Annotated in this window: 24 protein-coding genes and 2 pseudogenes; 18 read left to right on the top strand and 8 right to left on the bottom strand. The window is 70.7% G+C overall.

Annotation, left to right across the window (positions count from 1 at the left end; translation table 11 throughout):
* The 3 genes from cydC to K2Z83_RS00855 form a co-directional block, all read left to right on the top strand.
* Positions 1 to 1,685: thiol reductant ABC exporter subunit CydC (gene cydC, locus K2Z83_RS00865; protein WP_220593293.1), on the top strand; the 1,685-nt coding region annotated here is incomplete at its 5' end.
* A gap of 503 nt (positions 1,686 to 2,188) precedes the next feature.
* Complete coding sequence (locus K2Z83_RS00860; RefSeq protein ID WP_220593292.1) at positions 2,189 to 2,752, top strand: aminodeoxychorismate/anthranilate synthase component II; 564 nt, start codon at positions 2,189 to 2,191, stop codon at positions 2,750 to 2,752.
* 315 nt (positions 2,753 to 3,067) lie between these two features.
* Entirely contained in the window at positions 3,068 to 3,688 is a 621-nt protein-coding gene (locus tag K2Z83_RS00855) for a DUF2087 domain-containing protein (RefSeq protein WP_220593291.1), read from the top strand.
* Positions 3,689 to 3,814: 126 nt separating this feature from the next.
* Here the strand turns inward: K2Z83_RS00855 and K2Z83_RS28605 are convergent, their stop codons facing one another.
* Positions 3,815 to 3,949, bottom strand: coding sequence for a hypothetical protein (locus K2Z83_RS28605; RefSeq protein ID WP_255603063.1), 135 nt, complete (start codon positions 3,947 to 3,949; stop codon positions 3,815 to 3,817).
* A gap of 184 nt (positions 3,950 to 4,133) precedes the next feature.
* On the opposite strand from K2Z83_RS28605, the gene cofD reads away from it, so the two are divergent.
* The 5 genes and pseudogenes from cofD (at position 4,134) to K2Z83_RS00830 (ending at position 8,741) form a co-directional block, all read left to right on the top strand.
* The gene (gene cofD / locus K2Z83_RS00850) at positions 4,134 to 5,075 is read left to right on the top strand and encodes a 2-phospho-L-lactate transferase (protein WP_220593290.1); all 942 of its coding nucleotides are present in this window, start codon (positions 4,134 to 4,136) and stop codon (positions 5,073 to 5,075) included.
* The gene (gene cofC, locus K2Z83_RS00845; RefSeq protein ID WP_220593289.1) at positions 5,075 to 5,740 is read left to right on the top strand and encodes a 2-phospho-L-lactate guanylyltransferase; all 666 of its coding nucleotides are present in this window, start codon (positions 5,075 to 5,077) and stop codon (positions 5,738 to 5,740) included. The genes cofD and cofC overlap by 1 nt, the downstream gene beginning before the upstream one ends.
* A 76-nt stretch (positions 5,741 to 5,816) precedes the next feature.
* Entirely contained in the window at positions 5,817 to 6,356 is a 540-nt protein-coding gene (locus K2Z83_RS00840; RefSeq protein WP_220593288.1) for a hypothetical protein, read from the top strand.
* Positions 6,357 to 6,409: 53 nt separating this feature from the next.
* Positions 6,410 to 6,655: pseudogene (locus K2Z83_RS00835) on the top strand (PadR family transcriptional regulator); the annotation flags it as partial.
* On the top strand, positions 6,648 to 8,741 hold the full coding sequence (locus K2Z83_RS00830) for a hypothetical protein (protein ID WP_220593286.1): 2,094 nt from the start codon (positions 6,648 to 6,650) through the stop codon (positions 8,739 to 8,741). The pseudogene K2Z83_RS00835 and the gene K2Z83_RS00830, both read left to right, overlap by 8 nt.
* A gap of 292 nt (positions 8,742 to 9,033) precedes the next feature.
* Here the strand turns inward: K2Z83_RS00830 and K2Z83_RS29690 are convergent.
* Positions 9,034 to 9,264, bottom strand: a pseudogene (locus K2Z83_RS29690) (response regulator transcription factor); the annotation flags it as partial.
* Positions 9,265 to 9,298: 34 nt separating this feature from the next.
* On the opposite strand from K2Z83_RS29690, the gene K2Z83_RS00820 reads away from it, so the two are divergent.
* From K2Z83_RS00820 to K2Z83_RS00795, 6 genes are all read left to right on the top strand, one after another.
* Positions 9,299 to 10,279 (top strand): TIGR03557 family F420-dependent LLM class oxidoreductase, encoded by a 981-nt coding sequence (locus K2Z83_RS00820; RefSeq protein ID WP_220593284.1) that lies wholly within the window; start codon positions 9,299 to 9,301, stop codon positions 10,277 to 10,279.
* Positions 10,280 to 10,376: 97 nt separating this feature from the next.
* Positions 10,377 to 12,359, top strand: a complete 1,983-nt coding sequence (locus tag K2Z83_RS00815; protein WP_220593283.1) for an acetyl-CoA carboxylase biotin carboxylase subunit — start codon at positions 10,377 to 10,379, stop codon at positions 12,357 to 12,359.
* A 153-nt stretch (positions 12,360 to 12,512) separates the two neighbouring features.
* The gene (locus K2Z83_RS00810) at positions 12,513 to 12,875 is read left to right on the top strand and encodes a hypothetical protein (protein WP_220593282.1); all 363 of its coding nucleotides are present in this window, start codon (positions 12,513 to 12,515) and stop codon (positions 12,873 to 12,875) included.
* 128 nt (positions 12,876 to 13,003) lie between these two features.
* The gene (locus tag K2Z83_RS00805) at positions 13,004 to 14,371 is read left to right on the top strand and encodes a VWA domain-containing protein (RefSeq protein WP_220593281.1); all 1,368 of its coding nucleotides are present in this window, start codon (positions 13,004 to 13,006) and stop codon (positions 14,369 to 14,371) included.
* A 49-nt stretch (positions 14,372 to 14,420) separates the two neighbouring features.
* Positions 14,421 to 14,915, top strand: a complete 495-nt coding sequence (locus tag K2Z83_RS00800; RefSeq protein ID WP_220593280.1) for a hypothetical protein — start codon at positions 14,421 to 14,423, stop codon at positions 14,913 to 14,915.
* 12 nt (positions 14,916 to 14,927) lie between these two features.
* Positions 14,928 to 15,608 (top strand): TIGR04283 family arsenosugar biosynthesis glycosyltransferase, encoded by a 681-nt coding sequence (locus K2Z83_RS00795; RefSeq protein WP_220593279.1) that lies wholly within the window; start codon positions 14,928 to 14,930, stop codon positions 15,606 to 15,608.
* On the opposite strand, the gene K2Z83_RS00790 is transcribed toward K2Z83_RS00795, so the two are convergent.
* From K2Z83_RS00790 to K2Z83_RS00770, 5 genes are all read right to left on the bottom strand, one after another.
* Entirely contained in the window at positions 15,596 to 16,612 is a 1,017-nt protein-coding gene (locus K2Z83_RS00790) for a YafY family protein (RefSeq protein WP_220593278.1), read from the bottom strand. The genes K2Z83_RS00795 and K2Z83_RS00790 overlap by 13 nt on opposite strands.
* On the bottom strand, positions 16,581 to 16,835 hold the full coding sequence (locus K2Z83_RS00785) for a hypothetical protein (RefSeq protein WP_220593277.1): 255 nt from the start codon (positions 16,833 to 16,835) through the stop codon (positions 16,581 to 16,583). Before K2Z83_RS00785 ends, K2Z83_RS00790 begins: the two co-directional genes overlap by 32 nt.
* Positions 16,822 to 17,292, bottom strand: a complete 471-nt coding sequence (locus tag K2Z83_RS00780; protein ID WP_220593276.1) for a tetratricopeptide repeat protein — start codon at positions 17,290 to 17,292, stop codon at positions 16,822 to 16,824. The genes K2Z83_RS00785 and K2Z83_RS00780 overlap by 14 nt, the downstream gene beginning before the upstream one ends.
* Positions 17,293 to 17,437: 145 nt before the next feature.
* Positions 17,438 to 18,574, bottom strand: a complete 1,137-nt coding sequence (locus K2Z83_RS00775; RefSeq protein ID WP_220593275.1) for a hypothetical protein — start codon at positions 18,572 to 18,574, stop codon at positions 17,438 to 17,440.
* A 65-nt stretch (positions 18,575 to 18,639) separates the two neighbouring features.
* Positions 18,640 to 19,980, bottom strand: a complete 1,341-nt coding sequence (locus K2Z83_RS00770; RefSeq protein ID WP_255603055.1) for an Hsp70 family protein — start codon at positions 19,978 to 19,980, stop codon at positions 18,640 to 18,642.
* A gap of 301 nt (positions 19,981 to 20,281) precedes the next feature.
* On the opposite strand from K2Z83_RS00770, the gene K2Z83_RS00765 reads away from it, so the two are divergent.
* On the top strand, positions 20,282 to 22,555 hold the full coding sequence (locus K2Z83_RS00765) for a cellulase family glycosylhydrolase (RefSeq protein WP_220593274.1): 2,274 nt from the start codon (positions 20,282 to 20,284) through the stop codon (positions 22,553 to 22,555).
* Positions 22,556 to 22,557: 2 nt separating this feature from the next.
* On the opposite strand, the gene K2Z83_RS00760 is transcribed toward K2Z83_RS00765, so the two are convergent.
* Positions 22,558 to 22,980: a hypothetical protein gene (locus K2Z83_RS00760; protein WP_220593273.1), complete on the bottom strand. Its 423-nt coding sequence runs from the start codon at positions 22,978 to 22,980 to the stop codon at positions 22,558 to 22,560.
* Positions 22,981 to 23,182: 202 nt separating this feature from the next.
* Between K2Z83_RS00760 and K2Z83_RS00755 the strand changes: the two genes are divergently transcribed.
* From K2Z83_RS00755 to K2Z83_RS00745, 3 genes are all read left to right on the top strand, one after another.
* A complete protein-coding gene (locus tag K2Z83_RS00755) occupies positions 23,183 to 23,473 on the top strand; it encodes a hypothetical protein (protein WP_220593272.1) in 291 nt (96 codons plus the stop codon).
* Complete coding sequence (locus K2Z83_RS00750; protein ID WP_220593271.1) at positions 23,463 to 24,029, top strand: GNAT family N-acetyltransferase; 567 nt, start codon at positions 23,463 to 23,465, stop codon at positions 24,027 to 24,029. The genes K2Z83_RS00755 and K2Z83_RS00750 overlap by 11 nt, the downstream gene beginning before the upstream one ends.
* A 128-nt stretch (positions 24,030 to 24,157) precedes the next feature.
* Positions 24,158 to 25,068: oxidoreductase (locus K2Z83_RS00745; RefSeq protein ID WP_220593270.1), on the top strand; the 911-nt coding region annotated here is incomplete at its 3' end.

Raw genomic sequence — 25,068 nt, 5'->3', positions numbered from 1 at the left:
CTAGCCCGCGTAGGCGGGCTTCGCAAACGCTAGCCGGGGACTTCAGTCCCCCGGCACCCGCCCTCCCTCGCCTCTTAGCCCTCGTGCGGCCCTACTGGCGGGCATTCGCCCTAGCGGTACTGCTCGGCTTGGCCACCGTCGGCAGCAGCGTCGGCCTGATGGCAACCTCGGCCTACCTGATCGCGCGGGCGGCCCTGATGCCGGACATCGCCGTGCTGAGCGTGCCGATCGTCGGCGTGCGCTTCTTCGGCATCGCCCGCGGGCTACTGCGCTACGCCGAGCGCTATGTTTCACACCGGGCCACCTTCCGGCTGCTGGCAGGCGTGCGCGCATGGTTCTTCGCCGCCGTCGAGCCGCTGGCCCCCGCCGGGCTGATCGACCGCCGGGGCGGCGACCTGCTGGCCAGCGCGGTGGGCGATGTCGAGGCGCTGGAGCAGCTCTACCTGCGCGTGCTGGCCCCGCCCCTGGTGGCCATGCTTGTGGCCGGGCTGACCTGCGGGCTGCTGGCGATCTTCAGCCCGCAGGTGGCTATGGCGGTGCTATCGCTCCAGATGATCGCGGGCCTAGCCCTGCCGCTGCTGATCCGCCGCCAGAGCCGTCGGCCCGCCGCCGAGGCCGTGGCCCGGCGGGCCGAGCTGCTGGCCACCCTGGTCGAGGCCATCCAGGGGCTGCCCGACCTGCTGGCCCTGGGGGCCAAGGGCGCACTGCTGGCGCGGGTGCGCTGCCAGGGCGAGGCGCTCGCCAGGGCGCAGGAGCGCATGGCTGCCCTGCGCGGCCTAGGGAATGGCCTCGTCGGCCTGATGGGCCAGCTCGCGGCGGCGGCCGCGCTACTGCTAGGCGTGCCGCTCGTGCGCGCCGGCCAGCTCGACGGCGTCTACCTGGCGCTGCTCGCGCTCACCGCCGTGGCCAGCTTCGAGGCGGTGGCCCCGCTCTCCACCGCGCTCCAGAGCCTTGAGCTGAGCCTGGCGGCCGCCCGACGCCTGTTCGCCATCGCCGACACCCTGCCGCAGGTGACGAGCGAGCCGACGTGTTCGCCTGTGCCGTTGGACGCCAGCGTCGAGCTGGATGGCCTGAGCTTCAGCTACCCGGGGGCGGCGCAGCCAGCGTTGCGCGGGGTGAGCGCGCGGGCCGCGCACGGCCAGCGGCTGCTGATTATGGGGCCGAGCGGGGCCGGCAAGAGCACCCTGGCCAGCCTGCTGCTGCGCTTCTGGGATGGCTACACCGGCACGATCCGCATAGGCGGGCACAACCTGCGGGACTACCGGGCCGAGGACATCCGCCGGATGATTGGTGTGGTCGCCCAGCAGACTCATCTCTTCAGCGGCACGGTGCGCGAGAATTTACAGATCGCCCGCCCCGAGGCCGACGACGCGAATCTGGACATAGTCTGTCAGCGCGCCCGCTTCGACCAGGTGCTGGCCCGGCTGCCCGAGGGCTACGACACATGGCTCGGCGAGCAGGGCGCGCGGCTCAGCGGCGGCGAGCGCCAGCGCCTGTCCATCGCCCGCGCCCTGCTGAAGGACGCGCCCATCCTGCTGCTCGACGAGCCGACCGCCCACCTGGACGCCGAGGCCGAGCGCGAGGTGCTCGCCGCCCTCGCCGAGCTCCAGCGTGGCCGCACCACCCTGCTGATCAGCCACCGGCCCGAGGCCCAGCGCGACGGCGACGCGATCCTGACGCTATAGCACTGAGCAGCATGCTTGAGCCACTGAGGCACTGAACCTGGTGGCTCGCTGCGCTCGCGCCTTCCTCATGACAGGCTCAATCCCTCTCTCTACCCGCCGCTATAGGCTGAGCCTTGCCAGCCCGGCTCCCCGCCGCTATACTTGCTCCACCCATAGAGATGGTCAGTCTGGGGCGTAACCCCAGGTCGCATTTTGTTGGGTGTTGGCGGCGAAGCCGCCAACACCCAACAAAAAATATGGTTAGCGCGAATAAGCGCTGGGTACACCTGGGAGCGTCGGTGGCCCCGCTCGCGACTGACGCCGCAGCGCGGGGGCCTCCGGCCAACCGCCCGCCGACGCGGGCGGTTCCGGCGTCGGCGCAGGCCGACGCCCGGCGCGCAGCGCCGCTCCGGCGCGACGTCAGTCGCCAGCCGGTGGGGCTTGACCCAGCGCTTATTCGCGCTAACAAAATATGCGGGGGCGGCGCAGCCGCCGCCGCGCCACCGCAGGGAGGGAGATAGCCAATGCGCGTGCTGCTGCTCGATAACTACGACTCGTTCACCTACAACCTCTACCAGTACCTCTGTGAGCTGGGGGCCACGGTCGACGTGCATCGCAACGACCAGATCAGCGTGGCCGAGGTCGCGGCCATGCGGCCCGACCGGATCGTGATCAGCCCCGGGCCATGTACGCCGAACGAGGCCGGGATCAGCATCGCGCTCATCCAGGAGCTGGCGCCCCACGTGCCGATCCTCGGGGTCTGCCTGGGGCACCAGGCCTTGGGCGCGGCCTACGGCGGCGCGGTGGTGCGCGCGCCCCAGGTGATGCACGGCAAGGTCTCGCCCATCCGTCACGCCGGCCAGGGCGTCTTCGCCGGCCTGCCCGACGGCTTCGCGGCCACCCGCTACCACTCGCTGATCGTCCGCCGCGAGGACCTGCCCGCCGAGCTGGAGGTGACGGCATGGACGGACGACGGCCTGATCATGGGCATGCGCCACCGCGAGCACCCCGTCCAGGGCGTGCAGTTCCACCCCGAGTCGATTATGACGACCTCGGGCAAGGATCTGCTCACGAACTTCCTGGCGTGATCTGGGGAGTTGGGGGTTGGGGGTTGGTGTCTGACTCCCAGCCCCCAGCTCCCGACTCTCCCATACCCCGCCCCGGTATCACTCGCGGCTAGAGACTCATCCCGGTGTTGGCAATTGCCAACACCGGGATGAGCTTTTTAGGCCGGCGGCCCTCTGGCGCTTCGGCCGATTGCCGGATGCGGCCTGCTCCCGATGATGCTACCCTAAAGGCAATACTGTTCACATGGGGTGAGGAGGCAAGGCCGACACGAGATCGGCTTGTTCGAAAAGTATTGACCCTAAAGGGAGGCACATGTCATCCGAAAGGAGTGCCCGATGGAGCCCGAGACCAACGAGACGTTCAGCCCGTTCCCTATGCTCGACGAGCGGCGCGCCCTGATTATGTCGATGCAGGCCCTGCTCGATATGGACGCGCTGCGGGTGGTGGCCGCCCTGTCCGGCGGCGAGCGCAGCATGGCCGACGTGGCCGCCGAGCTGAAGATCGAGCCCTCGTTCAGCCGCGGCCCGCTGGGCCGGCTGATCAGCCTGCAGATCGTGGCCGCGCGCCGCGAGGGCGGCCGCATGCTGGTGATGCTGGACAAGGAGCGCTTCAAGGCCCTGCGCGGCGCCCTCCAGCGCCTCAGCAAGGAGCAGCTCGCCCGCGAAGTGGCGGAGACCCCCGGCCTGGCCGAGCTCCCCGAGGACGACCAGCGCATTCTGCGCAGCTACCTGCGCGGCGATCAGATCACCGATCTGCCGGTTGGCCACAAGCGCATGCAGGCGCTGCTACGCTGGCTGGTCGAGCGCTTCGAGGTGGGCCGGCGCTACCCCGAGCGCGAGCTGAATGCGATCATCAAGCGCCACCACCCCGACTTCGCCACCCTGCGGCGCGAGCTGATCGACTTCAAGTTCATGGCCCGCGAGCGCGATGTCTACTGGCGCCTGCCGGCGGAGTAGGGGGCGTCGCCGGACAGAGCTCACCGCGCCCGTGCGGCCGCGCCCATCATGTGCGAGAAGAGCGAGACCGCCTGCGGGTCAAAGTAGGTGCCGGCGAGCGACCTGATATGCGCCCACACCTTCTCCTCAGGCTATGGGCAGGGCTGCCTCGGAGCGCTGCAGATTGTCGAAGAGCTGCGCATTCTCGTTGTGGAGCGCCTCGATCTCCACCACCCGCTGGCGAAGATCCTCCCCCGCCCGCACGCGCTCGGTGATGTCCACCTCCGAGCATACCACCATCAGGGCTTGGCGCACAGCCCTTTGTGGTACGATAGAGATACAGTTCTTAGGCATGGTTCAAACCAGCTTGACAGTTTGGTGGCACGTATCGCTTGTTGATGCACTCCACCTGTACCCTGTACCCTATACCCTGTACCCTTGGCTCACAACATAAGGAACCCCCACCATGATCCTCGTCCTGGCCGGCGGCGTCGGCGCCGCCCGCTTTATCGAAGGCCTCGTCCAAGTTGTGCCGCCCGAGACGATCACCGCCGTGGTGAACACGGGCGACGATATGCTGCTCCACGGCCTGAGGATCTCGCCCGACCTCGATATCGTCACCTGCACCCTGGCCGACCTGATCGACCGCGAGCAGGGCTGGGGCATCATCGGCGACACCGACGAGTGCATGTCCTGGCTGACCAAGCTGGGCGGGCCGGGCTGGTTCAAGCTGGGCGACCGCGACCTGGCCCTGCACATCCGGCGCACGGCGATGCTGGGCGAGGGCCACACGCTGAGCGAGGTGGCCGACAGCTTCCGCCGGTCGCTCGGCGTGGCCGTGAGGATCATGCCGATGAGCGACGACCCGGTGCCGACCCACATCATCACCGACGCGGGCGAGATGCACTTCGAGGAGTACTTCGTCAAGAACCGCGCCCAGAACGAGGTGCGCGGCGTGCGCTATGTGGGCGTGGAGGAAGCCCGCCCCGCCCCCGGCCTGCTGGAGCTGATCGCGACGGCCGACGCCATCCTGATCGCCCCGAGCAACCCGGTGGTCAGCGTCGGCCCGATCCTTGCCATCCCCGGCGTGCGCGCGGCGATCATGGCCAGCCCGGCCCCGGTGGTCACCGTCAGCCCGATCGTCGGCGGCGCGGCGATCAAGGGGCCGGCCGCCCCACTGATGCGCGCCGTGGGGCTTGAGGTCTCCGCCGTCGGCGCGGCCCAGGCCTACGCCGGCATGCTCGACGGGATCGTGATCGACGAGGTGGACGCCGGCCTGGCCGCCCAGATCGAGGCCCTCGGCGTGCGGGTGGCCGTCACCGACACGATCATGCGCGGCCCGGCCGAGAAGGCCAACCTGGCCAGGGTGGCGCTCCAGCTCGCCCACGGCCAGCCGGCGGCGGCCTGATGCAGATCCACGCCGTCGTGCCCGTCAAGGCCCTGGCCCGCGCCAAGAGCCGCCTCGCCGGACGCCTGAGCATCGCCGAGCGCCACGACCTGGTGCTAGAGATGCTCGGCCGCGTCCTGGGCGCGCTGCTGGCCTGCCGGGGCGCGGCGCTGGCCGAGGTCTGGGTGATCAGCGCCGACCCCGAGGCGCTGGCCCTGGCCGCAGCCTGCGGCGCGCGCACTATGCTCGACAGCGCCGACGGACTGAACGGCGCCCTGGGGCAGGCCCGGGCCGCCCTGACAGCCGCCGGCGTCGCCGCAATGCTGGTCGTCCCCGCCGACGTGCCGCTGATCACGGCGGGGGATGTGGCGGCCATGGCCCGCACCCTCACCGCCGGCGCCGATGTGGCCATGGCGACCGACCGGCAGGGCGACGGGACGAACGCCCTCGGGCTACGCCTGCCCAGCGACATGCCCTTCCGCTTCGGCGAGCGCAGCGCCGGCCTGCACCTCGCCGAGGCCGACGCCCACGACCTGCTCGCCCAGGTCTACTGGTCGCCCACGCTCGCCCTCGACGTGGACGACCCCGAGAGCCTGGCGCGCTATGTCTCCAGGGACAGCGGGGACTCGTGTCTGCACTCGGCGCTGGCGCAGAAGGTCGGCGGCCGCCCCGAGTGCCGGCCGTAGCGGGCCGGCACAGATTCTGCTAGTTGCCCGATGTATTATCAGCGATAAGAGAAATGGAGCGACGATGGAACATGATATGCGACGATCAACGTTCACCGGCGAGGGGCTGAGCCGGAGCCTAGTCTTCTCGGGCTTCTGGGGCGCGATCTTCTACCTGCTGAGCTTCGTCAGCCAGCTGGTCACCTTCCGCCAGCAGCCTGCCGAGGTGCGCAGCGACACGCTGCTGGCCGGGGCCGGGGTCTTCGTCGGCGGATTCGTCGGGCTAGGCGCGCTGCTGATCGCGGCAGCCTCGGCGCTGACCAACAAGACGCCCGCCGAGCAGGCCCGCGATCAGCTCGGCCCGGCCGGCAACAGCGGCAACGTGCTGGGCACGGCCGCCGGCGCCGCGATCGGCTCGCTACTACCGTTCGCCCTGGCGACCGGCAGCCTGCGCCTGGCCGCCCGCCTCACCGGAAGGCCGGCGCTCGCCCCCCAGGAGGAGCTGAGCCTGCCACGCGCCGCCGCCGCCAACGCCCTGCTCACCGCGCTGACGGCGGCCGCCGTCACCCAGATCACCAACTGGGTCGCCCGCGACGCGCGGGCCGGCACCAGCGTCGATGCGGCGCAGCGCGCGTAGGGCTTTTAGGGCGGCAGCCCTAATCTTGATGCGCATGGGCGCTCTACGGCTACCAGATCGTCAAGGAGGTGCGCGCGCGCAGCCAGGGCGTCCTCGACCTCAAGGAGGGCACCCTCTACCCCGCGCTCCACCGGCTGGAGAAGGCTGGCATGATCGAGGGGTATTGGGAGGCCCGCGCTGATGGCGCGGACCGACGCTACTACCGCCTCACCCCCCAGGGTGTGACCGCCGCGCAGGAGCAGCGGGCCATCTGGCGACGCTTCACTGCCGCGGTCGAGGGAGTGCTCAAGCATGGCTAACCCACACGATGACCCATTCGACGCCTACCTGCGGCGTCTCGACGTGCGCCTGCGCGGCCTACCGGCCGAGCGACGCAGCGCCATCCAGCGCGAGCTCCTCGCCCACCTGGCCGACGCCGCTATCGAGCAGGGCGCTGACCCGGCCGATCCGCAGTTTCAGCGCCAGGTGATCACCGCCCTCGGCCCCGACCAGGCCCTCGCTGCCCAATTTGGCCAGGTCCACGGCGGCATCGCGCAGATCCTGCGGCGCGCCGCCTTCGCCTGCGGGCTGCTCGGCGGCACGCTCGGGGTGCTGGCGGCGCCGTTCGCGAGCGGCCTGTTCGGTGATGCGGGCCCCCTCACGCTGCCATTGCTGCTGCTGTTCCTCACCGCTGCTGTCCTCGGCCTCACCGGGGTACTGCGCCTCGACCGGCAGCGACCGGGCGGCGCGTGGCGGGTGGCGGTATCCGTCGCCGTGCTGCTCACCGGCGGCCTCCAGCTCCTCTATGCGGGTGCCGGCTCGCTCGACCCCCTCGGCGGCATGGGCCTCCTTCTTGCCGGCGAACTGCTCCTGATCGCCTTGGTGGCCACGGAGCCAGCGCTTCGGCTGCGGCGTATCCCTCGCGCTGTGGCGATCGGCGGCGCGCTGCTGTTGGTGAGCTTCGTCGCCCCGTTCTCGGCGCTGCCCAACCCCCTTGGTGCCTACTACCTCTTCGCTGGAGGCTACCGCTATGAACCCTACGGGCTGCTCGTAAACCGCTTCGCCACGCTGCACGACGGTGATCCGAGCGCGCTGGTGACGAGGCGGCTTGACCAGCTGATCGGGCAGACCGGGTTGACGCCCCTCGACCCGCACCAGCCCCTGATCAGCTATACCGTGCGCGGTGTGGTGAGCGGCGGCCTCTTCCGCACGCCTGAGGTCGCCGTAGGTCTCCGCTTCGCAACGGGGGAGACGCAGCAGGTCGCGATCCCGGCCCTGGACACATCCTGGGGTGGGCTGACGAGCCTCGATGATCTGACCGCGCCCCACCTCCCGCTCCCCGGTCTCCCCCCCGCCGACGAGCGGACGCCCGTGCAGCTCGGTGACCCCACGGCGCTGCCCGTCCATCCGCTCGTCGCGGATCTGGTACGGCTGGGAGGCGAACCGATGCAGGCGACGCGCGTGCGCTGGGCGCCCAATGGCCAGGCGCTGCTGATCCGCACGGATAGCGATACGATGGCGCTCGCGCCGCTGGAGCCCGGCCTGTGGGTCGCGCCGCTCGACGGGGGGGCGCCGACGAAGCTCGCCGGGGCGGTGATCGACGCCCTCTGGAGCGCCGATAGCCGCACGGTCGTGGCCCTGCACTGGAGCGACGCCAGACAGCACCAGATCACCAGCTACGACCTGGCGACGGGGCGCGCGCAGATCCTCGGGAGCACGGATCACTCTGGAGTGGCGGTGGTCGACGCCCACGTCTACTTTTTGGACGAGGGCGTGCTCTGGCGGGCGGCGCTCGCTGGCGGCGCGCCAGAGCGACTCGCAGCCCTCCCCGATGCGGATGCCTTCTATGGGATGGGTGCCCTGGCTGTCGCCCCGGACGGCGAGCGCATCGCCTACCGCTGCGGGAGCGACCTCTGCCTGACGGATGTGCAGGGGCGGCTGCTCACCCGGCTCGCCCTCGGCTTTGCGGCACCCCAGGCCCTCGCAGCGAGCACCGCTTTCGCCGCGAGCACCGACCCGAACGCGCCATCCCTCTGGTCATTCGAGCTGACCTGGAGCCCCGATGGGCAGCAGTTCGCCCTGGCGACGGCCGCGACTGACCAGCGCGGGCGGCCCACCTTGCGCATCCTCTCGCGTGACGGCGAGATGAGGGCACGCATCGGCCTGGGGCCAGATGGCGCGGTGGATGCGCCGCAGTGGCTGCCCGGCGGGGAGGCGCTGCTCCTGACGACCTACCCGGCGGGCGGCCGCCGGATTATCGCAGTAACGGTCGCGACCTGCGCGGTGGCCGACCTGACGCGCCCGCACTGGGATGCCTTCGCGAGCCTGCGCCCGGACGGCGGCGCGCTCCTGCTCTGGAATGGGCGCGGGGGGCTCTGGGTCGCGCCAGTGCAGGCTCAAGCCTGATCGGAGCCAGCGATGCATCGCTATAGATACTACCAGCGAGCAGTGGTACTCCTCTCCGCACTCCTTGTCGGATGTGGTCAATCGATGGCCGAAGTGCCAAGAGCGAGCACTGTCTCCGCTCCATACACCTCTACGTCCACCGTCACTGCTACCGTTACCGTCGCATTAGCGGCACCCACGCCTTCAACGACGGCGGTATCGGTGCACGCGACACCCTCTGTCGAGCGCGCCCATGCCGACCGCGAGTACGCTGCACTAACCCTTCTCGAACACGCAGGCGTCAGCTAGCAGCTCACGTGATCAGCCCCAGCGCCCGGGCGCGGGCCACGGCCTGGGTGCGCCGGCTGACGCCGAGCTTGGCGTAGATGTTGTGCGCGTGCCACTTGGCGGTACCGACGGTGATCACCAGCCGCTCGGCGATGGCCTGGTTTGAGCAGCCCTCGGCCAGCAGGCGCAGCACCAGCAGCTCCTGCGCGCTCAGGGGCTCTTCTAAGGGCGAAGGGCTGAGGGCGAAGGGCTGAGGGCCGGGCGCCGCGCATGTAAGGAGCGAATACCCAATGGCAACTATCGGTCTCTCGGCCGCCCTTGAGCAGTTCCACCCGAATGATCTGATCGCCCACAGCAAGCTAGCCGAGGAGCACGGGTTCCGCGGCGTCATGGCCGCCGACCACTTCCAGCCCTGGGTGCCGCAGCAGGGCCACAACGCCTTCGCCTACGCCTGGATGGGCGCGCTGGGCGCGTCAAGCGGCCACAGCTTCGGCCCCGGCGTCACATGTCCGAGCTTCCGCTACCACCCCTCGGTGATCGCCCACGCCGCCGCCACGCTGGGCGCGATGTACCCCGGCCGCTTCTGGCTCGGCCTGGGCAGCGGCGAGGCCCTGAACGAGAACGTGGTCGGCGGGGTCTGGCCCGAGCCCCTGGAGCGCTTCGAGATGCTCCAGGAGGCCGTCGAGATCATCCAGAAGCTGTTCAGCGGCAAGGACGTGCGCCACCGCGGCAAGCACTTCAAGATGAACAAGGTGCGCATGTGGACGCTGCCCGAGCGGCCGGTGCCGATCTACGTGGCCGCCACCGGCCCGCAGACGCTCAGGTGGGCCGGGAAGGCCTGCGACGGCCTGATCACCCCCGGCGCCAGCCACGAGAAGCTGAAGGGTATCTTGGAGAACTTCGCCCAGGGCGCCCGCGCCGCCGGCAAGGACCCCGACGCCATGCCGAAGCTGCTCCAGCTGCACGTCTCCTGGGCCGAGAGCGACGAGGAGGCCCTCCAGAGCGCGATCACCGAGTGGCCCAACGGCGGCATGAACTTCCCCAAGCAGGACGTGCGCTCGCCGGACGACTTCGCGGCCATGGCCAGGCTGGTGCGCGCCGAGCACTTCAAGGGCCGCGTCCTGATCTCCGCCGACCTTGAGGAGCACCGCGCCATGCTCCAGGGCTTCATCGACCTCGGCTTCAACGAGATCTATGTGCACAATGTCGGCCGCAACCAGGAGGCGTGGATCAAGGCGTATGGGGAGCATGTGTTGCCCAAATTGAAGTAATCGGGGCCGCCCCGTAGGGCCGAAGCATTTCGGTATTGTCGCAGAGCGACAATACCGAAATGCTTCGGCCCTACGCGATACGAGAATGAAAAAAATGATGTTAACCCGAATCCTGATCGCCAACCGGGGCGAGATCGCGGTGCGGGTGATCCGCGCCTGCCGCGAGCTGGGCATCAGCCCGGCCGCCGTCTACTCCGCGGCCGACGCCGGGGCGCTCCACGTGCGCCTGGCCGATGTGGCCGCGCCGGTCGGCCCGGCCCCGGCCGCCCAGAGCTACCTGCGCGGCGAGGCGATCATCGCCGCCGCCCAGCGACTCGGGGCACAGGCCATCCACCCCGGCTACGGCTTCCTCTCCGAGAACGCGGCCTTCGCCCGCATGTGCCGCGAGGCCGGGCTGGCATTCATCGGCCCGCCGCCCGAGGCGATCGAGGCTATGGGCGGCAAGATCGGCGCCCGCAGGATCGCCGTGGCCGCCGGAGTGCCCGTCGTGCCCGGCTACGACGGCGCCGACCAGTCTGACGCCACGCTGGCCGCCGAGGCCGCGCGGGTGGGCTTCCCGCTGCTGGTGAAGGCCAGCGCCGGCGGCGGCGGCAAGGGCATGCGCGCCGTGTCGGCCCCCGGCGAGTTCGCCGCCGCTCTGGAGGGCGCCCGCCGCGAGGCCGGGGCCGCCTTCGGCGACGCCACCGTGTTTCTGGAGCGCTACATCCAGCGCCCGCGCCACGTCGAGATCCAGATCCTGGCCGACTCCCACGGCAATATTGTCCACCTCGGCGAGCGCGAGTGCTCCATCCAGCGCCGCCACCAGAAGGTCATCGAGGAGTCGCCCTCGCCGGCCCTCACCCCCGCCCTGCGCGTCAAGATGGGCGAGGCCGCCGTGCGCGTAGCCCGCGCCGCCGGCTACGTCAACGCCGGCACCGTCGAGTTCATCCTCGGCCCCGATGGCAGCTTCTACTTCCTGGAGATGAACACCCGCCTCCAGGTCGAGCACCCGGTGACGGAGCTGGTGACCGGGCTGGACCTGGTGCGCCTCCAGATCGCCATCGCCGCCGGCGCGCCGCTGCCCTTCACCCAGGAGGGGGTCAGCTTCCGGGGCCACGCGATCGAGGCCCGGCTCTACGCCGAGGACCCGGTGAGCTTCCTGCCCGCCGTGGGCCGGCTGGCCCTGCACGAGCCGCCGCTCGGCCCCGGCGTGCGCGTCGACTCGGGCCTGGCCAGCGGCGACGAGGTGACCGTCCACTACGACCCGATGATCGCCAAGCTGATCGTCTCCGGCGCCGACCGGGCCGCCGCGATCGAGCGGCTGCGCCGCGCCCTAGACGACTACGCCGTCCTCGGGCTGACCACCAACCTGCCGCTGCTGCGGGCGGTGGCCGAGAGCCCGGCCTTCGTGGCCGGCGACACCCACACCGGATTCCTGGCCGAGCAGCGGATCCACGCCACCCCGCCCGCCGCCGCCCCGCCCGAGGCGCTGGCCGCCGCCGCGATCTGGGAGCAGGAGGCAGGAGGCAGGAGGCAGGAGGCAGGCGCCCGATCGCCATTCGAGAGCCGCTGGCGAGCCGGCGGCGTGGATGTTCCGATCAGCTTCACCGTTGGCAAGGAGACTCACCTCCTGCAGGCGCGGCAATCTGGGGAAGGCTGGTCGATCGCCTATGCGGGCGGCCATATCGATCTAACGATCATAGCCATCCGCGACTCGGAGCTCGTCGTAGCGATCCGCGACACGCTGGAGCGCTTCCGGGTGGCCCGCGACGCGGCCGGCGACCTGCTGCTGGGCTGGCGCGGCGAGGCCTACCGCCTGGCCCGCCCCGCCCCGCTCAGCGCCGACTCGGTCGGCCGGGCCGGCCACGGCCACGGCGGAGCCAGCCTCAGCGCGCCCATGCCGGGCACCCTGATCACGGTGCTGGTGAGCGCGGGCGAGCAGGTGGCCGAGGGCCAGCCCCTGCTCGTGCTGGAGGCTATGAAGATGGAGCACACCGTCGTCGCGCCCTACGCCGGGGTCGTGCGGCGGCTGCCCTTCGCCGCCGGCGACAGCGTGGCCGGCGGGGCCGACCTGATCGAGCTTGAGGCCGACGAAGACTGAGAGGACGAACGTAAGGGGCGGCTCGCGAGCCGCCCCTACTATAGGTGCCAGAAGAGACCGGGACTATCTACCCGATAGACAGGAGTGCATTAATAGTTAGAATGACGTAAAGGGGGCCTTCACGTACGCCCCGCACTGGAAAGATAACCTACGATGGTCACGAGTAAAGATCTCCCCAAGGGCTCCGTTGTGATCAAGCCGCGCCGAGGCTCGGCGGGCGGCGCCGCACTTATTCTGCTCCTCTTATTTCTGACCGCCGGCGCGGTCGCCCTCGCCGGGCTCGGCATCTTCTCCCCCGCCAGCCTGGCCGCCCCGCAGGAGCGAATCCTCGGCATGATCCACGGCGGCGTCGCCGACACCGCCGAGGAGACGTATGTGGACGGCTGCGTCCAGATCCCCGGCGCCGACGGCCCGCGCGCCGTCACCCGCACCCGCCGCACGCTCACCTTCCGCGACGGCACCAGCCTCGAGGTCGTCTTCAGCGGCGCCCCCGCCCTGACCAACGCGTGCCCATGATCAATGTTGAATGTTGAATGCTGAATGTTGAATTGAGAATTACGCCCTGAGCGAGTAGAATAGGTGAAAGCCGCACTCGCAGGACTGTGCGACATTCAACATTCAGCATTCAGCCTTCAGCATTCTTCATGAGCCTCATCCTCCGCACCCAGCCCGAGCCGATCGCCCTGCCGCCGCGCGCCGAGGCCCAGATCTGCTACGCGATGGTCTCGATCGCCGCAGACGCCGGGGGCGTCAGCGCGCCGGTGAGCTGGGCGCTGGTGGCCGACGCCAGCCGCTCGATGCGCATCCCGATCGTCAGCGAGGAGCAGTTCCGCGAGCTGGTGCGCTCGGGCGGCGCCCAGGAGGTGCTGGTGGACGGCGTGCCGGTCTGGCAGCTCACCGGCCCGGTGCCCGAGGCGATCCGGGCCAGCGCCCCCAGCGCCCTCGACTACACCGCCCGCGCCCTGCACAGCGTGGTCGAGCGGCTCGACCGGGGCGACCGCTTCAGCCTGGTGGCCTGCGCCGAGCAGGCGCTGACCCTGGTGCCCAGCGCCGGCGGCGACCAGCGGGCATCGCTGGTGGCCGGCATCTCGCGGCTGGGCAGCCTGCGCCTGGGAGAGGGCACCGACCTGGCCGGCGGCATGCGGCTGGGCCTGGCCGAGCTGGCCCACGGGGCCGCCCCCGGCTCGGTGCGCCGGCTGATCCTGCTCACCGACGGCTTCACCGAGAGCCCCGAGGCCTGCATGGCCCTGGCCCGCCAGGCCGCCGAGGCCGGCGTCAGCGTGAGCACCCTCGGCCTGGGCGGCGAGTTCCAGGACGACCTGCTCACCGCCCTGGCCGACACGAGCGGCGGGCGGGCCAGCTTCCTGCGCCGCGCCGAGCTGATCCCCGCCGCCGTGGCCGCCGAGCTCGACGCCGCCCGCGGCGTGGCCGCCCAGGCCCTCGGCCTGGAGCTCGCCATGCCCCAGGGCGTCGAGCTGCGCCGCATCACCCGGATCAGCCCGAGCCTAGCCCCCCTGGAGGCCAGCGGCGCGAGCCCGCGCCTCCAGTCACTGCACCTGGGCGACCTGGAGCGCGGCGCGCCCATCCGCCTGCTGCTGGAGCTGCTGGCCCCGCCCGAGCCGCCCCGCCCGCCCGCCGGCGGCGCGCGCCGCCGCCTCTGCGCCCTCACCGCCTCCAGCGGCCAGTCCAGGGCCAGCGCCGACGTCGTGGCCCACTACACCGCCGCCGCCGCCCCGCCGCCCGCCGCCCTGCTCGACGCCGCCGGCAGGGCCAGCGCCATGCGCCTCCAGCGCCGCGCCCTCGACGCCGCCGGCAGGGGCGACCACGCCGGCGCCGCCGGGCTGATGCGCGCCGCCGCCGCCCGCCTGCGCGAGCTCGGCGAGCCATCCCTGGCCGAGGCCGCCCTGCGCGAGGCCGCCTCCCTGGCGGCCACCGGCCAGACTAGCGGCGTCGGCCGGCGCGAGCTGACCTACGCCACCCGCCGCCTCGGCGAACACGAGGTAGATTCATAATGCTGGTGTGGCGAGCTTCGCTCGCCACACCAGCATTATAGGAGTAGCAATGAGCGATAGCTCCCCCACCCTGGCCGTGCTCGACATGCCCGGCCTGCGGGTGGCCCTGGTGGCGATCACCGGGCCGGCGGCGGCCTTCATCCCCGGCGCGATGCCGCCGATCGAGCCACTAAGCGCTGACGAGCCGCACCCGCTGCCCGCCGAGCTGCCCGCCGGCCTGGAGCCGCGCCGCCTCGGCGAGGGCTACTGCGCCGTGGACGAGTCCGGCCAGCTGGCGGTCTCCTGGATCGCCCTGGAGCTGCCGCCCGGCGAGACGCTCGCCATGGCCTGGGACCCGGCCGACGGGCCGACGCCGACGCTCCAGGCGCTGAGCCTGGGCGGGCGCGCGGCCGCCTTTATGTCCGCCGCCTGGAGCGCCGCGAGCCGCGAGCGGCTGCCCCTGCTGGCCGTGCGCGCCGGCCCCGATAGCTGCTGGCTCATCGGCGGGCGTATCTCCTCCGTCGAGCTGGCCCGCGTGGCCGCCAGCCTGCCCGCCTTCTCATAGGGAATAAGCATTATGACAAGCTTCAGCGTGATCATCCCGGCCCTGAACGAGGAGGCCGGGATCGCCGGATGCGTGGCCGCCGTACGCGCGCTCGACCCCGCTGTGGAGGTGATCGTCGCCGACGGCGGCAGCGCCGACCGCACCGCCGAGTTGGCCGCCGCCGCCGGCGCGCTGGTCGTGCGGGGGCCGCGCGGGCGCGGGCCGCAGTGCAACGCCGGCGCCGCCCGCGCCACAGGCGAGGCGCTGATCTTCCTGCACGCCGACACCCGCCTGCCCGCCGAGGCCTTCCCGCTGCTGCGCCAGATCCTCGCCGACCCATCCATACAGGCCGCCAAGTTCCGCCTCAGCTTCGACAGCGGCGACTGGCTGCTCGCCATCGCCGCCCGCCTGATGTGGCCCGACTCGCTGCTCACCAGCTACGGCGACCAGGGCATCGTGATCCGGCGCGAGCTCTTCGCCGAGCTGGGCGGCTTCCCCGACTGGCCGCTCTTCGAGGATGTGCGCCTCTTCGAGCTGGCCCGCGCGCGCACGGACATCTACGTGGTCCCGGCCGAGGTGGTCACCTCGGCGCGCAGGTTCGAGGCCAACGGGGTCATCCCGCAGCTCCTGCACGACCTCTGGCTCTGGCTGCAGTACGTCGCCGGCGTCTCGCCCCACGAGATCGCCCGCAGCTACACATTTCAGACATCGTAGATCTCGGCCAGACCGAGCGCCGTCTTGCGGAAGAGCTCGACCAGCTCGGGCGGCTCGTGGACGGTGCAGGCGTCACCGTAGCGCAGCAGCAGCTGGCGGGCCTGCCAGAGGTTCGTCACCGTGGCCGTCACCTCGGCGCCGCCGTCGTCGCGGTAGCTGATCTGGGCCTCGGGGAAGACGGCGGCGAGGTCGCGGCGGCGGGCCACCTGCGGCACGAGGGTGTAGCGCAGGCGGTAGCTCGGCGGCAGGGCGCGCTGGGGCGGGAGCATGGTGGGCAGGACAGCGGCGCTGCCCGCCACGATCCGGTCGAGGCGATAGTCGATCGCGGCGCGGATCACCTCGCCGCCCCGAGGCGTAACATCAAGCAGGGTCGCGTCGAGGTAGCCGTGACCCTCGGGCCGGAAGGTGATGCCGTAGGGAGCGACACGGTGGTGGCGCGGCTGGTCGCCGTCGAAGCTGCCCAGGTAGGCGAAGGACAGCTCACGCCGCCCGTCGATCGCCCGCTTCACGACATCGAGCGTCTGCGGGTCGATCTTCCCCGACACAGAGCCAATGCCCAGGCGCATCGAGCCGCGCTGGCGGCGGTGCTGGGCCTGGCGGGCCGGCGGCAGCAGCAGCAGCACCCGCTCCAGCAGGGCGCGGATGTTGGCGTGCTCGGGCATGCCGCCGCCCTCGGGGAAGCTGGCGTCGAGGAAGGCCAGGGCCTCCATGCTCTCATCTGGCAGGTCGAGCAGCGCCAGCTCGCCCAGGTCGTCCAGCGCATAGCGGCGCGTGGCGCGCTCGTAGCTGATCCGGCAGCCGTACTCGCTCTTGAGCGAGTCGAAGTCGTGCTTGAGCGCGGCGGCGGCGGCCTCGGGGTAGCCCTGCGAGCCCAGCTCGGCGTTGATCGCGGCCACCAGATCGGCGCTGCCGGCCGGGCCGCGCATCAGCGTGCGCACCAGCAGCAGCCGGCGCCGGAAGGTGAGCCAGGAGCTACGCTTGGTTCCGCCGGTCGGGTGAGTCATTGCGGGGCTCGTCCACACTACGCTTCTGGGCTGCCCAAAGTATAGCACGGGCGGCCAGGGCGCTGCGGGACTCGGCCAGCGACGGCAGCGCCCGCATGACGAGGGCCTCCAGGGCGGCGGGGCCGAGCCGCCAGCCGTAGCGGGCGTTCGCCTCCTCGGCCAGGGGCAGCCAGACCTCCAGGGCGCGCCGCTCCTCGGCCGGGCGCGGCTCAGGCGTCGTCATCGCCGCCGATGCTGCGCGCATGGTCGCCCGCCAGGTGCGCCAGGTTCGCCCGCACGCGCGCCGCGCCCTCAGGGCTGCCGAGCGCCGCGTAGGACTGGGCCGCCTCCTCCAGGTAGGTCCGGGCCGTCGCCAGGTCGCCCCGGCGCGCGGCGACGAGCCCCAGGTTGTGCAGCGACGAGGCCACGCCGACGGCGAGGCCGAGCGCGCGGCAGCGGGACAGCGCGGCGGCGTGGTGATGGTAGGACGCATCCAGGTCCCCTCTCTCATAGGCCAGGTGGCCGAGCAGCTGGGCTGCGGCCAGCTGCCCCGCGAGGTGGCCGGCGGCCTCGGCCCGGCGCATGGCCTCGTCCAGCTGGGGCTGCGCGGCCTCCAGGGCGCCGTCGCGCCAGAGGCGGTAGCCGGCCTCCAGATGGATGCTGATGTCGAGCGGCAGGGCGCGGATCTGCTCTGGTTCCATGGTGTGGTCCCTTCTGAGGCTGCGATGCGGACACAGCCTCAGCATAGCCGCAGGGGCGGGCGCAAATGCGCCTGGCATGCGCAGAGGGGCGAGACGTAGTACGCTACGTCTCGCCCCTCTGCCGTGTGGTATCGATATCTTGCCGCTACTCGGCCAGCCCCATAGCCTCCTCAAGCGCGGAGCGGATGCGCTGGATGCGGTAAAGCGCCTGCGCGTCGTCTGAGGAAAAGCCAGAGAGAGAGTCCGCGCGCCGCCGCAGCAGCGTACACTCGTGATCGGCCAGGTCGGCGATCAGCAGGGCCAGGCGGGCCGGGATTTCGGCGAGCGGGTCGGCGGGCAGCTCGGGGCTGGCCCCGAAGATCTCGATCTGGCCCATGGCCGCCTCGGCCAGCTCGCAGGTGGCCCGGTAGGTCTTGTCGCCCTCGGGGTAGATGTGGTACTCCGGGTGCAGGTCGCCCTTCATGGCCAGGTGGTAGTAGACCGCGCCGATCACATTGTCGGGCAGGACCGGCCAGCCCTCGTCGGCGTGGACGAGCTTGGCGTAGCGGGTGCCCTTCTCGGGCTGAGCCACCTGCTTGGTGTCGTTGATGCCGTACTCGGTGATGTACCAGGGCTTCTCGGGAAAGAACTTCTGGTGCAGCTCGACCGCGTCGCGCAGCTCGCCCTTGGTGGCCGGCACGCCGTCGTGCGTGAAGGCGTAGTACTCGTAGAAGTGCATGCCGATGTAGTCGAAGAGCCGGATCTGCTGGTTGGCGATCTCGTAGAAGCGGCGCATGTTGCCGCGCGCGTCCATCATGAAGCCGGGGGAGATCAGCTTGGCCTGGGGGAAGGCCTGCTTGCAGTGACGCACCGACTGCTCCAGCCAGTAGGCCCACTTCCAGATGAAGTCGTCGTCCTGGTTGAAGACGTTCGGCTCGTTGCCGATCTCGACCAGGATGTCGGGGCGGATGGAGTACCACTCGGCGATCTCGCGCTCGCACACATCCGGCTTGGGGAAGTCGTAGTCCCAGTACTGGGCGTCGGGGCCCTTGGCGCCGGGGCGCGGCCCGCCCGAGAGCGGGTCGAAGGGCCGGGCGTAGCTCGGGTCGCCGCTGACCGTGCGGACGATCACGTTCGGCACCATATCCAGCACCCGCCTGCGTGCCTCAGGCGTCCAGCCGCTCGCCAGGCCCCAGCCCGTCACCACCTTCACCGTATCGTAGCCGCCGAGCCGAACGCAGTCCTCCAGAGTGTCGAGGGTGTCCACATAGGTGAGCACGACGCCGCGCTGCCGAGTTGCCATAGTCTTCCCCCTGTCTACGATGCCGCTCATACGGGGGATTGTAGCGCGGGGGCGTTACGAGGGCATCAGCCCCGCTCGAAGGCGGCCACGGCCATGCCCGATGCCACGCCGGTGAAGACATCCATCTCCTGAAGCTTGTCGGGGCCAAACTTCTCGGCGAGCATCCGGACGAAGCGCGGGATGCGCGAGGAGCCGCCGGTGCGCAGCACCACATCGATATCGGCGGCCTTGAGCCCGCCGGCCGCCAGGGCGCGGTCGATGCAGGCCTCCACGGCGCGCACGTCGGGGCCGATCAGGCGCTCGAAGTCCCAGCGCGGCACCGTCTCGTCGAAGTCGATCTCGCCCATGTGCATGCCCAGCACGGCCGTGTCGGCGTCGGAGAGCAGCACCTTGACCCGCTCGACCTCCTCGTACATCGGCAGGCCATAGTTCTGGCGCACCAGCGAGCGCAGAGCCTTCAGCTCGGGCTTGCGGTCGCCGATGGCGATCGCCTCGTCGATGATCTCCAGGTACTTGGGCTGGGTCATGTCGCTGATCGACTGCCACTCGCTGAGGTGCTCCAGGATGTGGGTGGGGAAGGGCAGGCGGCGCGCGCCGAGGGTGGTGCCCTCGCCGAAGTGCGGCAGCAGGCGGCCCATGACCAGCCGCTGGTCGAGCAGGTCGCCGCCCACCGGCACGCCGTCGGTGGCGATGAACTGCCGGCCGCCCCTGCCATCGAGCCGCATGATCGTTACGTCAAGTGTGCCGCCGCCAAAGTCAAAGACCAGCACGTGCTGCTCGCTGCGCAGCTCGCGGGCGTAGGAGAGCGCCGCGCCGGTCGGCTCCTCCAGAAACGTCACCTCGGGCAGCTCGGCCAGCATGCAGGCCGCCTGCATGCGCTCGAAGGCCAGGGCGTCGGCCTCGGGAGTGGCCGCGTAGTGGACGGGCCGGCCGATCACCATGCCGGTGACGGGCTGGCCGAGGCTGGCCTCGATCCGCTCGTAGATCAGGCGCAGCACGATCGCGATCAGCGACTCCAGGGTGTAGTAGGTGCCGAAGACGCTCGTCTGGCGGAAGGAGCGGTCGCGCAGGCCCGTCTTCAGGCTCTGGAAGAGCCGCCCCGGCGCGTTGGCGTCCACCTTGGCGTAGAGGGCCTGCTGCTGCGTGCCCAGCCCGGCGAAGGTCACCTCGGCGTCGCCGAGGTACTTCCACTCGTACTCGATCTCGCGGCCGACGTTGCCCTCGGTGAAGCGGTTGATCGCCTCGCGGCCGATATAGGCCGCGCCCTCGCGGGTCATGAACAGGGTCGAGCGCAGGACGCTCGCGCTGCTGTTGACCGGGTCGAGCGGCAGCAGGGTCAGCCGCTCGCCGTCGTAGACCGCCGCGCTGGAGTTGGTGGTGCCGAAGTCGAGCCCTACCCGCATCATGTCCTCCTTGAACACTGAGGCACTGAGGTGCTGAGGTGCTGATAACATACAACACAAAAATGCCGGTGGGCTGTGTACCCCGGCGCTTGCAGATTGTTGATTGTTGATTGCAGATTGCAGATTGTTGATTGCCAGCTGGCGCGCTCTGCTTCACGGTAGGATACCCTGAGCGCATGGGTAGTGTCAATACAACATTGGGCGCAGGGACAGAAACCTCCCTTGCGCCCGCGATCTACACAGGGTAGGATGAGTGTGCCTCTCACACATCACCTTATGCCACTGTGCCTAGACTCCATTCCCCATGCCAAAAATTCTCAGCGTCGCCCTGCTGATCATCCTGCTTCTGATCATCCCCGCGCCCGCCCCGGCCTCGGCCGCGCCGCGCTGCTTCCCCGAGGTCGCGCCCGCCATCTCCAGCTGCATCGACGGCGGCATCCGCAGCTTCTGGGAGGCCCAGGGCGGACTGCCGGTCTTCGGCTACCCGCTCGGCCCGTCCAGCCAGGGGCCAGTCGTGTCACAGCTGTTCGAGCGCGCCCGCCTGGAGCTGCACCCCGAGAACGCCCCGCCCTACGACGTGCTGCTCGGCCGGCTGGGTGCCGACGCCCTGGCGGCGCGGGGCGAGCCGCCGGCCGCCGCCGAGCAGCCGGAAGACGGCTGCCGCTTCTTCGATCAGACAAAGCTCAACGTCTGCGGGGCCTTCCTGGCCGCCTACGGTCGCTACGGAATAAACCTCGGCCAGCCGGGGGTCAGCCCCGCCGAGAGCCTGGCCCTCTTCGGCCTGCCGCTGACCGCGCCGCGCCAGGAGCGCAGCTCCGACGGCGGCAGCTACACCGTCCAGTGGTTCGAGCGGGCCAGGTTCGAGGACCACGGTAACCAGGGGGTGCTCTTCGGCCTGCTGGGGGCGGAGTCGGGAGTAGGAGGACAGGAGTCAGGAGTCGGGGGGCAGCCGACCGCGCCCGCCGGGCCGGCGCTCCAGCCCGGCGGCTTCATCAAGGCCGAGGGCGGCCAGCTGACCCGCCTGGGCCAGCCGGTGACGATCAAGGGCGTCAACTACTACCCGCAGGGCCGGCCCTGGGAGGAGATGTGGCGATCCTGGGACGCCCCGCAGATGGCGCGCGAGCTACGGCTCGGCCGTGACCAGCTCGGACTGAACGCCGTGCGCGTCCTGCTGCCCTACGGGCTCTCGCTCAACGCCGCCGGCGACGGGGTGGCCAGCGGGGCGGCGATCGGCAAGCTGCGCGAGCTGGCCCAGATCGCCGGCGACCTCGACATGCGCCTGGTCGTCAGCCTCTTCGACTTCTACGAGAACTTCCCCGCGCCGGGCACCAGCGCCGAGCGGGCCAACATCGCCTACATTAACACCCTGCTCGGCAACTTCGTCGGCGATGACCGGATCATGGCCTGGGATATCCACAACGAGCCGGATCACTACAAGCTCTGGGCCACAGAGGGGAAGCGCGACCAGGTGCTCACCTGGCTCGGCCGCATGGCCGACGCGATCCACGCCGCCGCGCCGAGCCATCTCGTCACCGTGGGCATGGGACAGTACGACAACCTGTGGGTGGCCGGCCCCGACGGGCGCCGGCCGGTGGACTACAGCGACGTGGTGAGCGTCCACATCTACAACGCCGCCGACGCCGCCCGCCAGCTCGACGAGCTGCGCGCCCACACCGACAAGCCCATCCTGCTCGGCGAGTTCGGCTGGCCCACCGGCCCGGCCTGCGCCGTGCGCGCCTACAGCGAGCAGGAGCAGGAGGCGATGTACCAGACCACCCTGGCCGCCGCCCAGGGCCGGGTGGCCGGCGTGATCGCATGGGCCCTGCGCGACTTCGACGCCGGGCCGACGATGCGCTGGGAGACCCGCGAGGAGCACTACGGCCTGTTCCGCGCCGACGACAGCCTGAAGCCGGCGGCCCGCTGGCTGCGCGACTACGCCGCGCCGCCGCTGCCCAGCCAGCTGAAGACTGACCTGCCGCTGAGCGGCGGCCGGCGCGGCCCGCCCGGCGGCGACGACGCGCCGCTACGGATCGCGGAGAGCGGCCACTATGTGAAGAATGAGTTCCGCCTGCTCTGGGACGCGATCAACGGGCGCTACAACATGGGCCTGCCGATCAGCGAGGCCTTCGTCCGCGCCGACGACCGGCGGGTGGTGCAGTACTTCGAGGCCGCCCTGGTCGAGTTCCACCCCGAGGCGCGGAAAGCCCCCGGCTTCGCCGAGCTCTCGCCCGACGAGAAGCTCCGCCAGCTGGTGCGCTTTGTGAACATCGGCAGCGTCTACACGGCCGGGCGCAGCTTCCCCGAGCAGCAGGGCGTTGACCATGATCGGGGCTACTTCTTCCCCGAGACGGGCTACACCGTGGACCCGCTGTTCCGCCGCTACTACGATGTACTCGGCGGGCGCTGGCGGCTGGGCGCGGCGATCTCGGGCAAGGTCGACGAGCAGATCAACGGGGTGACGATGCCAGTGCAGTACTTCCAGAACGGCCGCCTGGAGCGCAGCCCCGTCACCCAGTCCATCGAGGTGGGCCGACTGGGCAGCTGGGCCTGGGACATCCAGTGTACCTATGTGAGGTAGCCCTACGGCTTCACAAATGTCACGCTCACCGTCACCGCCGGCTTGCCCAGCACGGATCGGGCCTCAGCGGTAAATGTGTAGGTTCCCGAGGCCAGGGCGTCCCACTGGAGGATCGGCATCGAGCTACAGGGCGAGTCACCGCCGAATGCGCAATAGGCTGCGATGTTCTCGGTGTGGCTATATGCTGTGGCACCGCCGCTGTCGAGGATGGTAAAAATCACTTGGCTGATTCCGCTGCCGTCGGTCGTGGCGATATCAGGGTCGTAGGCGATCGCCTGGAAGATCGCCTCGCCCGCGCTGCTGATCGTCGTGCCATCAGCTGGGATGACGATCTGTACAACCAGTGGCGCTGATCCTGAGCCGGTGCGTGAGCCGCCGCCACAAAAGACACGAGCGGCACCGAAGCGAGAGACGCCGCAGCGCAAGGAGCCGTCGGTCGCACGAAAGACGCCACAGGCCGAGCCAAAACCCCCGCGTGAAGCTGCCCAGACGCGCCGTAAGAAGGCCGCAGATAAGGCTCCAGCAGCTCCTCGCGGCAAGCAGACGCCACACCTGCCAGAGCCACCTCCGCCGAGCGAGCCACCCGCGCCGCCGCCGCCGAGCGAGCCGCTGCCCGATGCGGCCGCGATGGTGGCCCGCCTGCGCCGCATGCGCGAGCAGCGCGAGCGGAGCGGCCCGTCGCCTCAGCCGGCCCGCCGGCCCGCCGGCCCGCCGGCCCTGGCCGAGCCGCGCTTTATGGCGGGCGACACTGTCTTCTGCATGCCCTGGGGCACCGGCGAGGTGCGGTCGAGCAAGGTCGCCGGCGACCGCGAGCTGCTGGTTGTCCACTTCGCCGACCACGGCGACCTGGAGATCGACACGGCGGTGAGCGCGGTGCGCATGGTGAGCGCGGGGGAGACGCGCGACGATGAGGGCTGATCTGCCGGCATTCACCCAGATCGAGACCGCGCGCCTGCGGGTGCGCCGCTTCGCCGAGGCCGACCTGCCGGCCTTCCTGGCCTACCGCAACGACCCGGAGGTCGCCCGCTTCCAGAGCTGGGACTCGACCAGCGAGGAGCAGGCCCACGACTTCCTGTCCACGATGTACGACGAGGAGCCCGGCCGGCCCGGCGGTGGATTCCAGTTCGCCGTGGCCCTGCGCGAGGGCGACGCGCTGATCGGTGATGTGTACATGCGCCTGCTCGACTACGATGACCGCCAGGGCGAGCTTGGCTACACCCTGGCCCGCCCCTGGCACGGTCGGGGCTACGCCGCTGAGGCGGTGGGCGCGGTGATCGGCTACGCCTTCGCGACCCTCGGCATGCACCGCATGACGGCGATCGTCGATCAGGAGAACGCCCCCTCGATCCGGCTGCTGGAGCGGCTCGGCATGCGCCGCGAGGGCGCGAGCATCCAGAGCTTCTTCAACAAGGGCACCTACCGCGACGAGCTCCAGTACGCGATCCTGTCCAGCGAGTGGGCCAACCGGCGTTGACCTGCGGGCAGAATCGGCGCATGATGAGAGGGAACGCTAACCCTGTCAGCTGCAGCCTGTGGCGACTCATCGCATGAGTGTATACCTGGGGCCGCAGCTGACAGGGTTATACCAGAAGGAGCGCCGATATGAGCGACAACTGGACCATAGATCATATCCCCGACCAGGGCGGCAAGCTGGCCGTCGTCACCGGGGGCAACAGCGGGATCGGCTTTGAGGCCGCCAAGGCCCTGGCGGCCAAGGGCGCCCGCGTGATCATCGCCGCGCGCAGCCTGGAGAAGGCCGACGCCGCCGCCGCCGCCATCCGCGCGGCGCACCCGGGGGCGGGCGTCGAGGTGATGGCGCTCGACCTGGCCGACCTCGCCAGCGTGCGCCGCTTCGCCGAGGCCTTCCTGGCCCGGCACGACCTGCTGCCGCTGCTGATCAACAACGCCGGGGTGATGGCCCTGCCCTTCCGCAAGACGGCCGACGGCTTCGAGATGCAGTTTGGCACAAACCACCTCGGCCACTTCGCGCTCACCGGCCTGCTGCTCCCGGCCATCCTCGCCGCCCCCGGCGCGCGGGTGGTGACGGTGAGCAGCGCCATGCACCATATCGGGGTGATCGACTTTGAGAACCTGGACGGCGCGCGGGGCTACGACCGTCAGCGGGCCTACGGCCAGAGCAAGCTGGCCAACCTGCTCTTCGCCTACGAGCTGCAGCGCCGCTTCGCCGCCGCCGGGGCGGGCGCGATCAGCCTCGGCTGCCACCCCGGCTACGCCTCCACCAACCTCCAGCAGGCCGGCCCGCGCATGGAGGGCTCGGCCCTCGGCGAGACGCTGATGGGCTTCGCCAACACGATGCTCGCCCAGAGCGCCGCGATGGGCGCCCTGCCAACCCTCTACGCCGCCACCTCGCCCGACGCCTACGGCTGCGACTACATCGGCCCGAAGGACTTCGGCGGCTGGCGCGGCTACCCCGCCAAGGCCCGATCAAGCGCCCGCTCCTACGACGAGAACAGCGCCTGGCGGCTCTGGGAGGTCTCCGAGCAGCTCACCGG

The organism is Oscillochloris sp. ZM17-4, from assembly GCF_019599295.1.
Classification (GTDB): Bacteria; Chloroflexota; Chloroflexia; order Chloroflexales; family Chloroflexaceae; genus Oscillochloris.
This window is presented reverse-complemented; position numbering and strand designations above follow the sequence as displayed.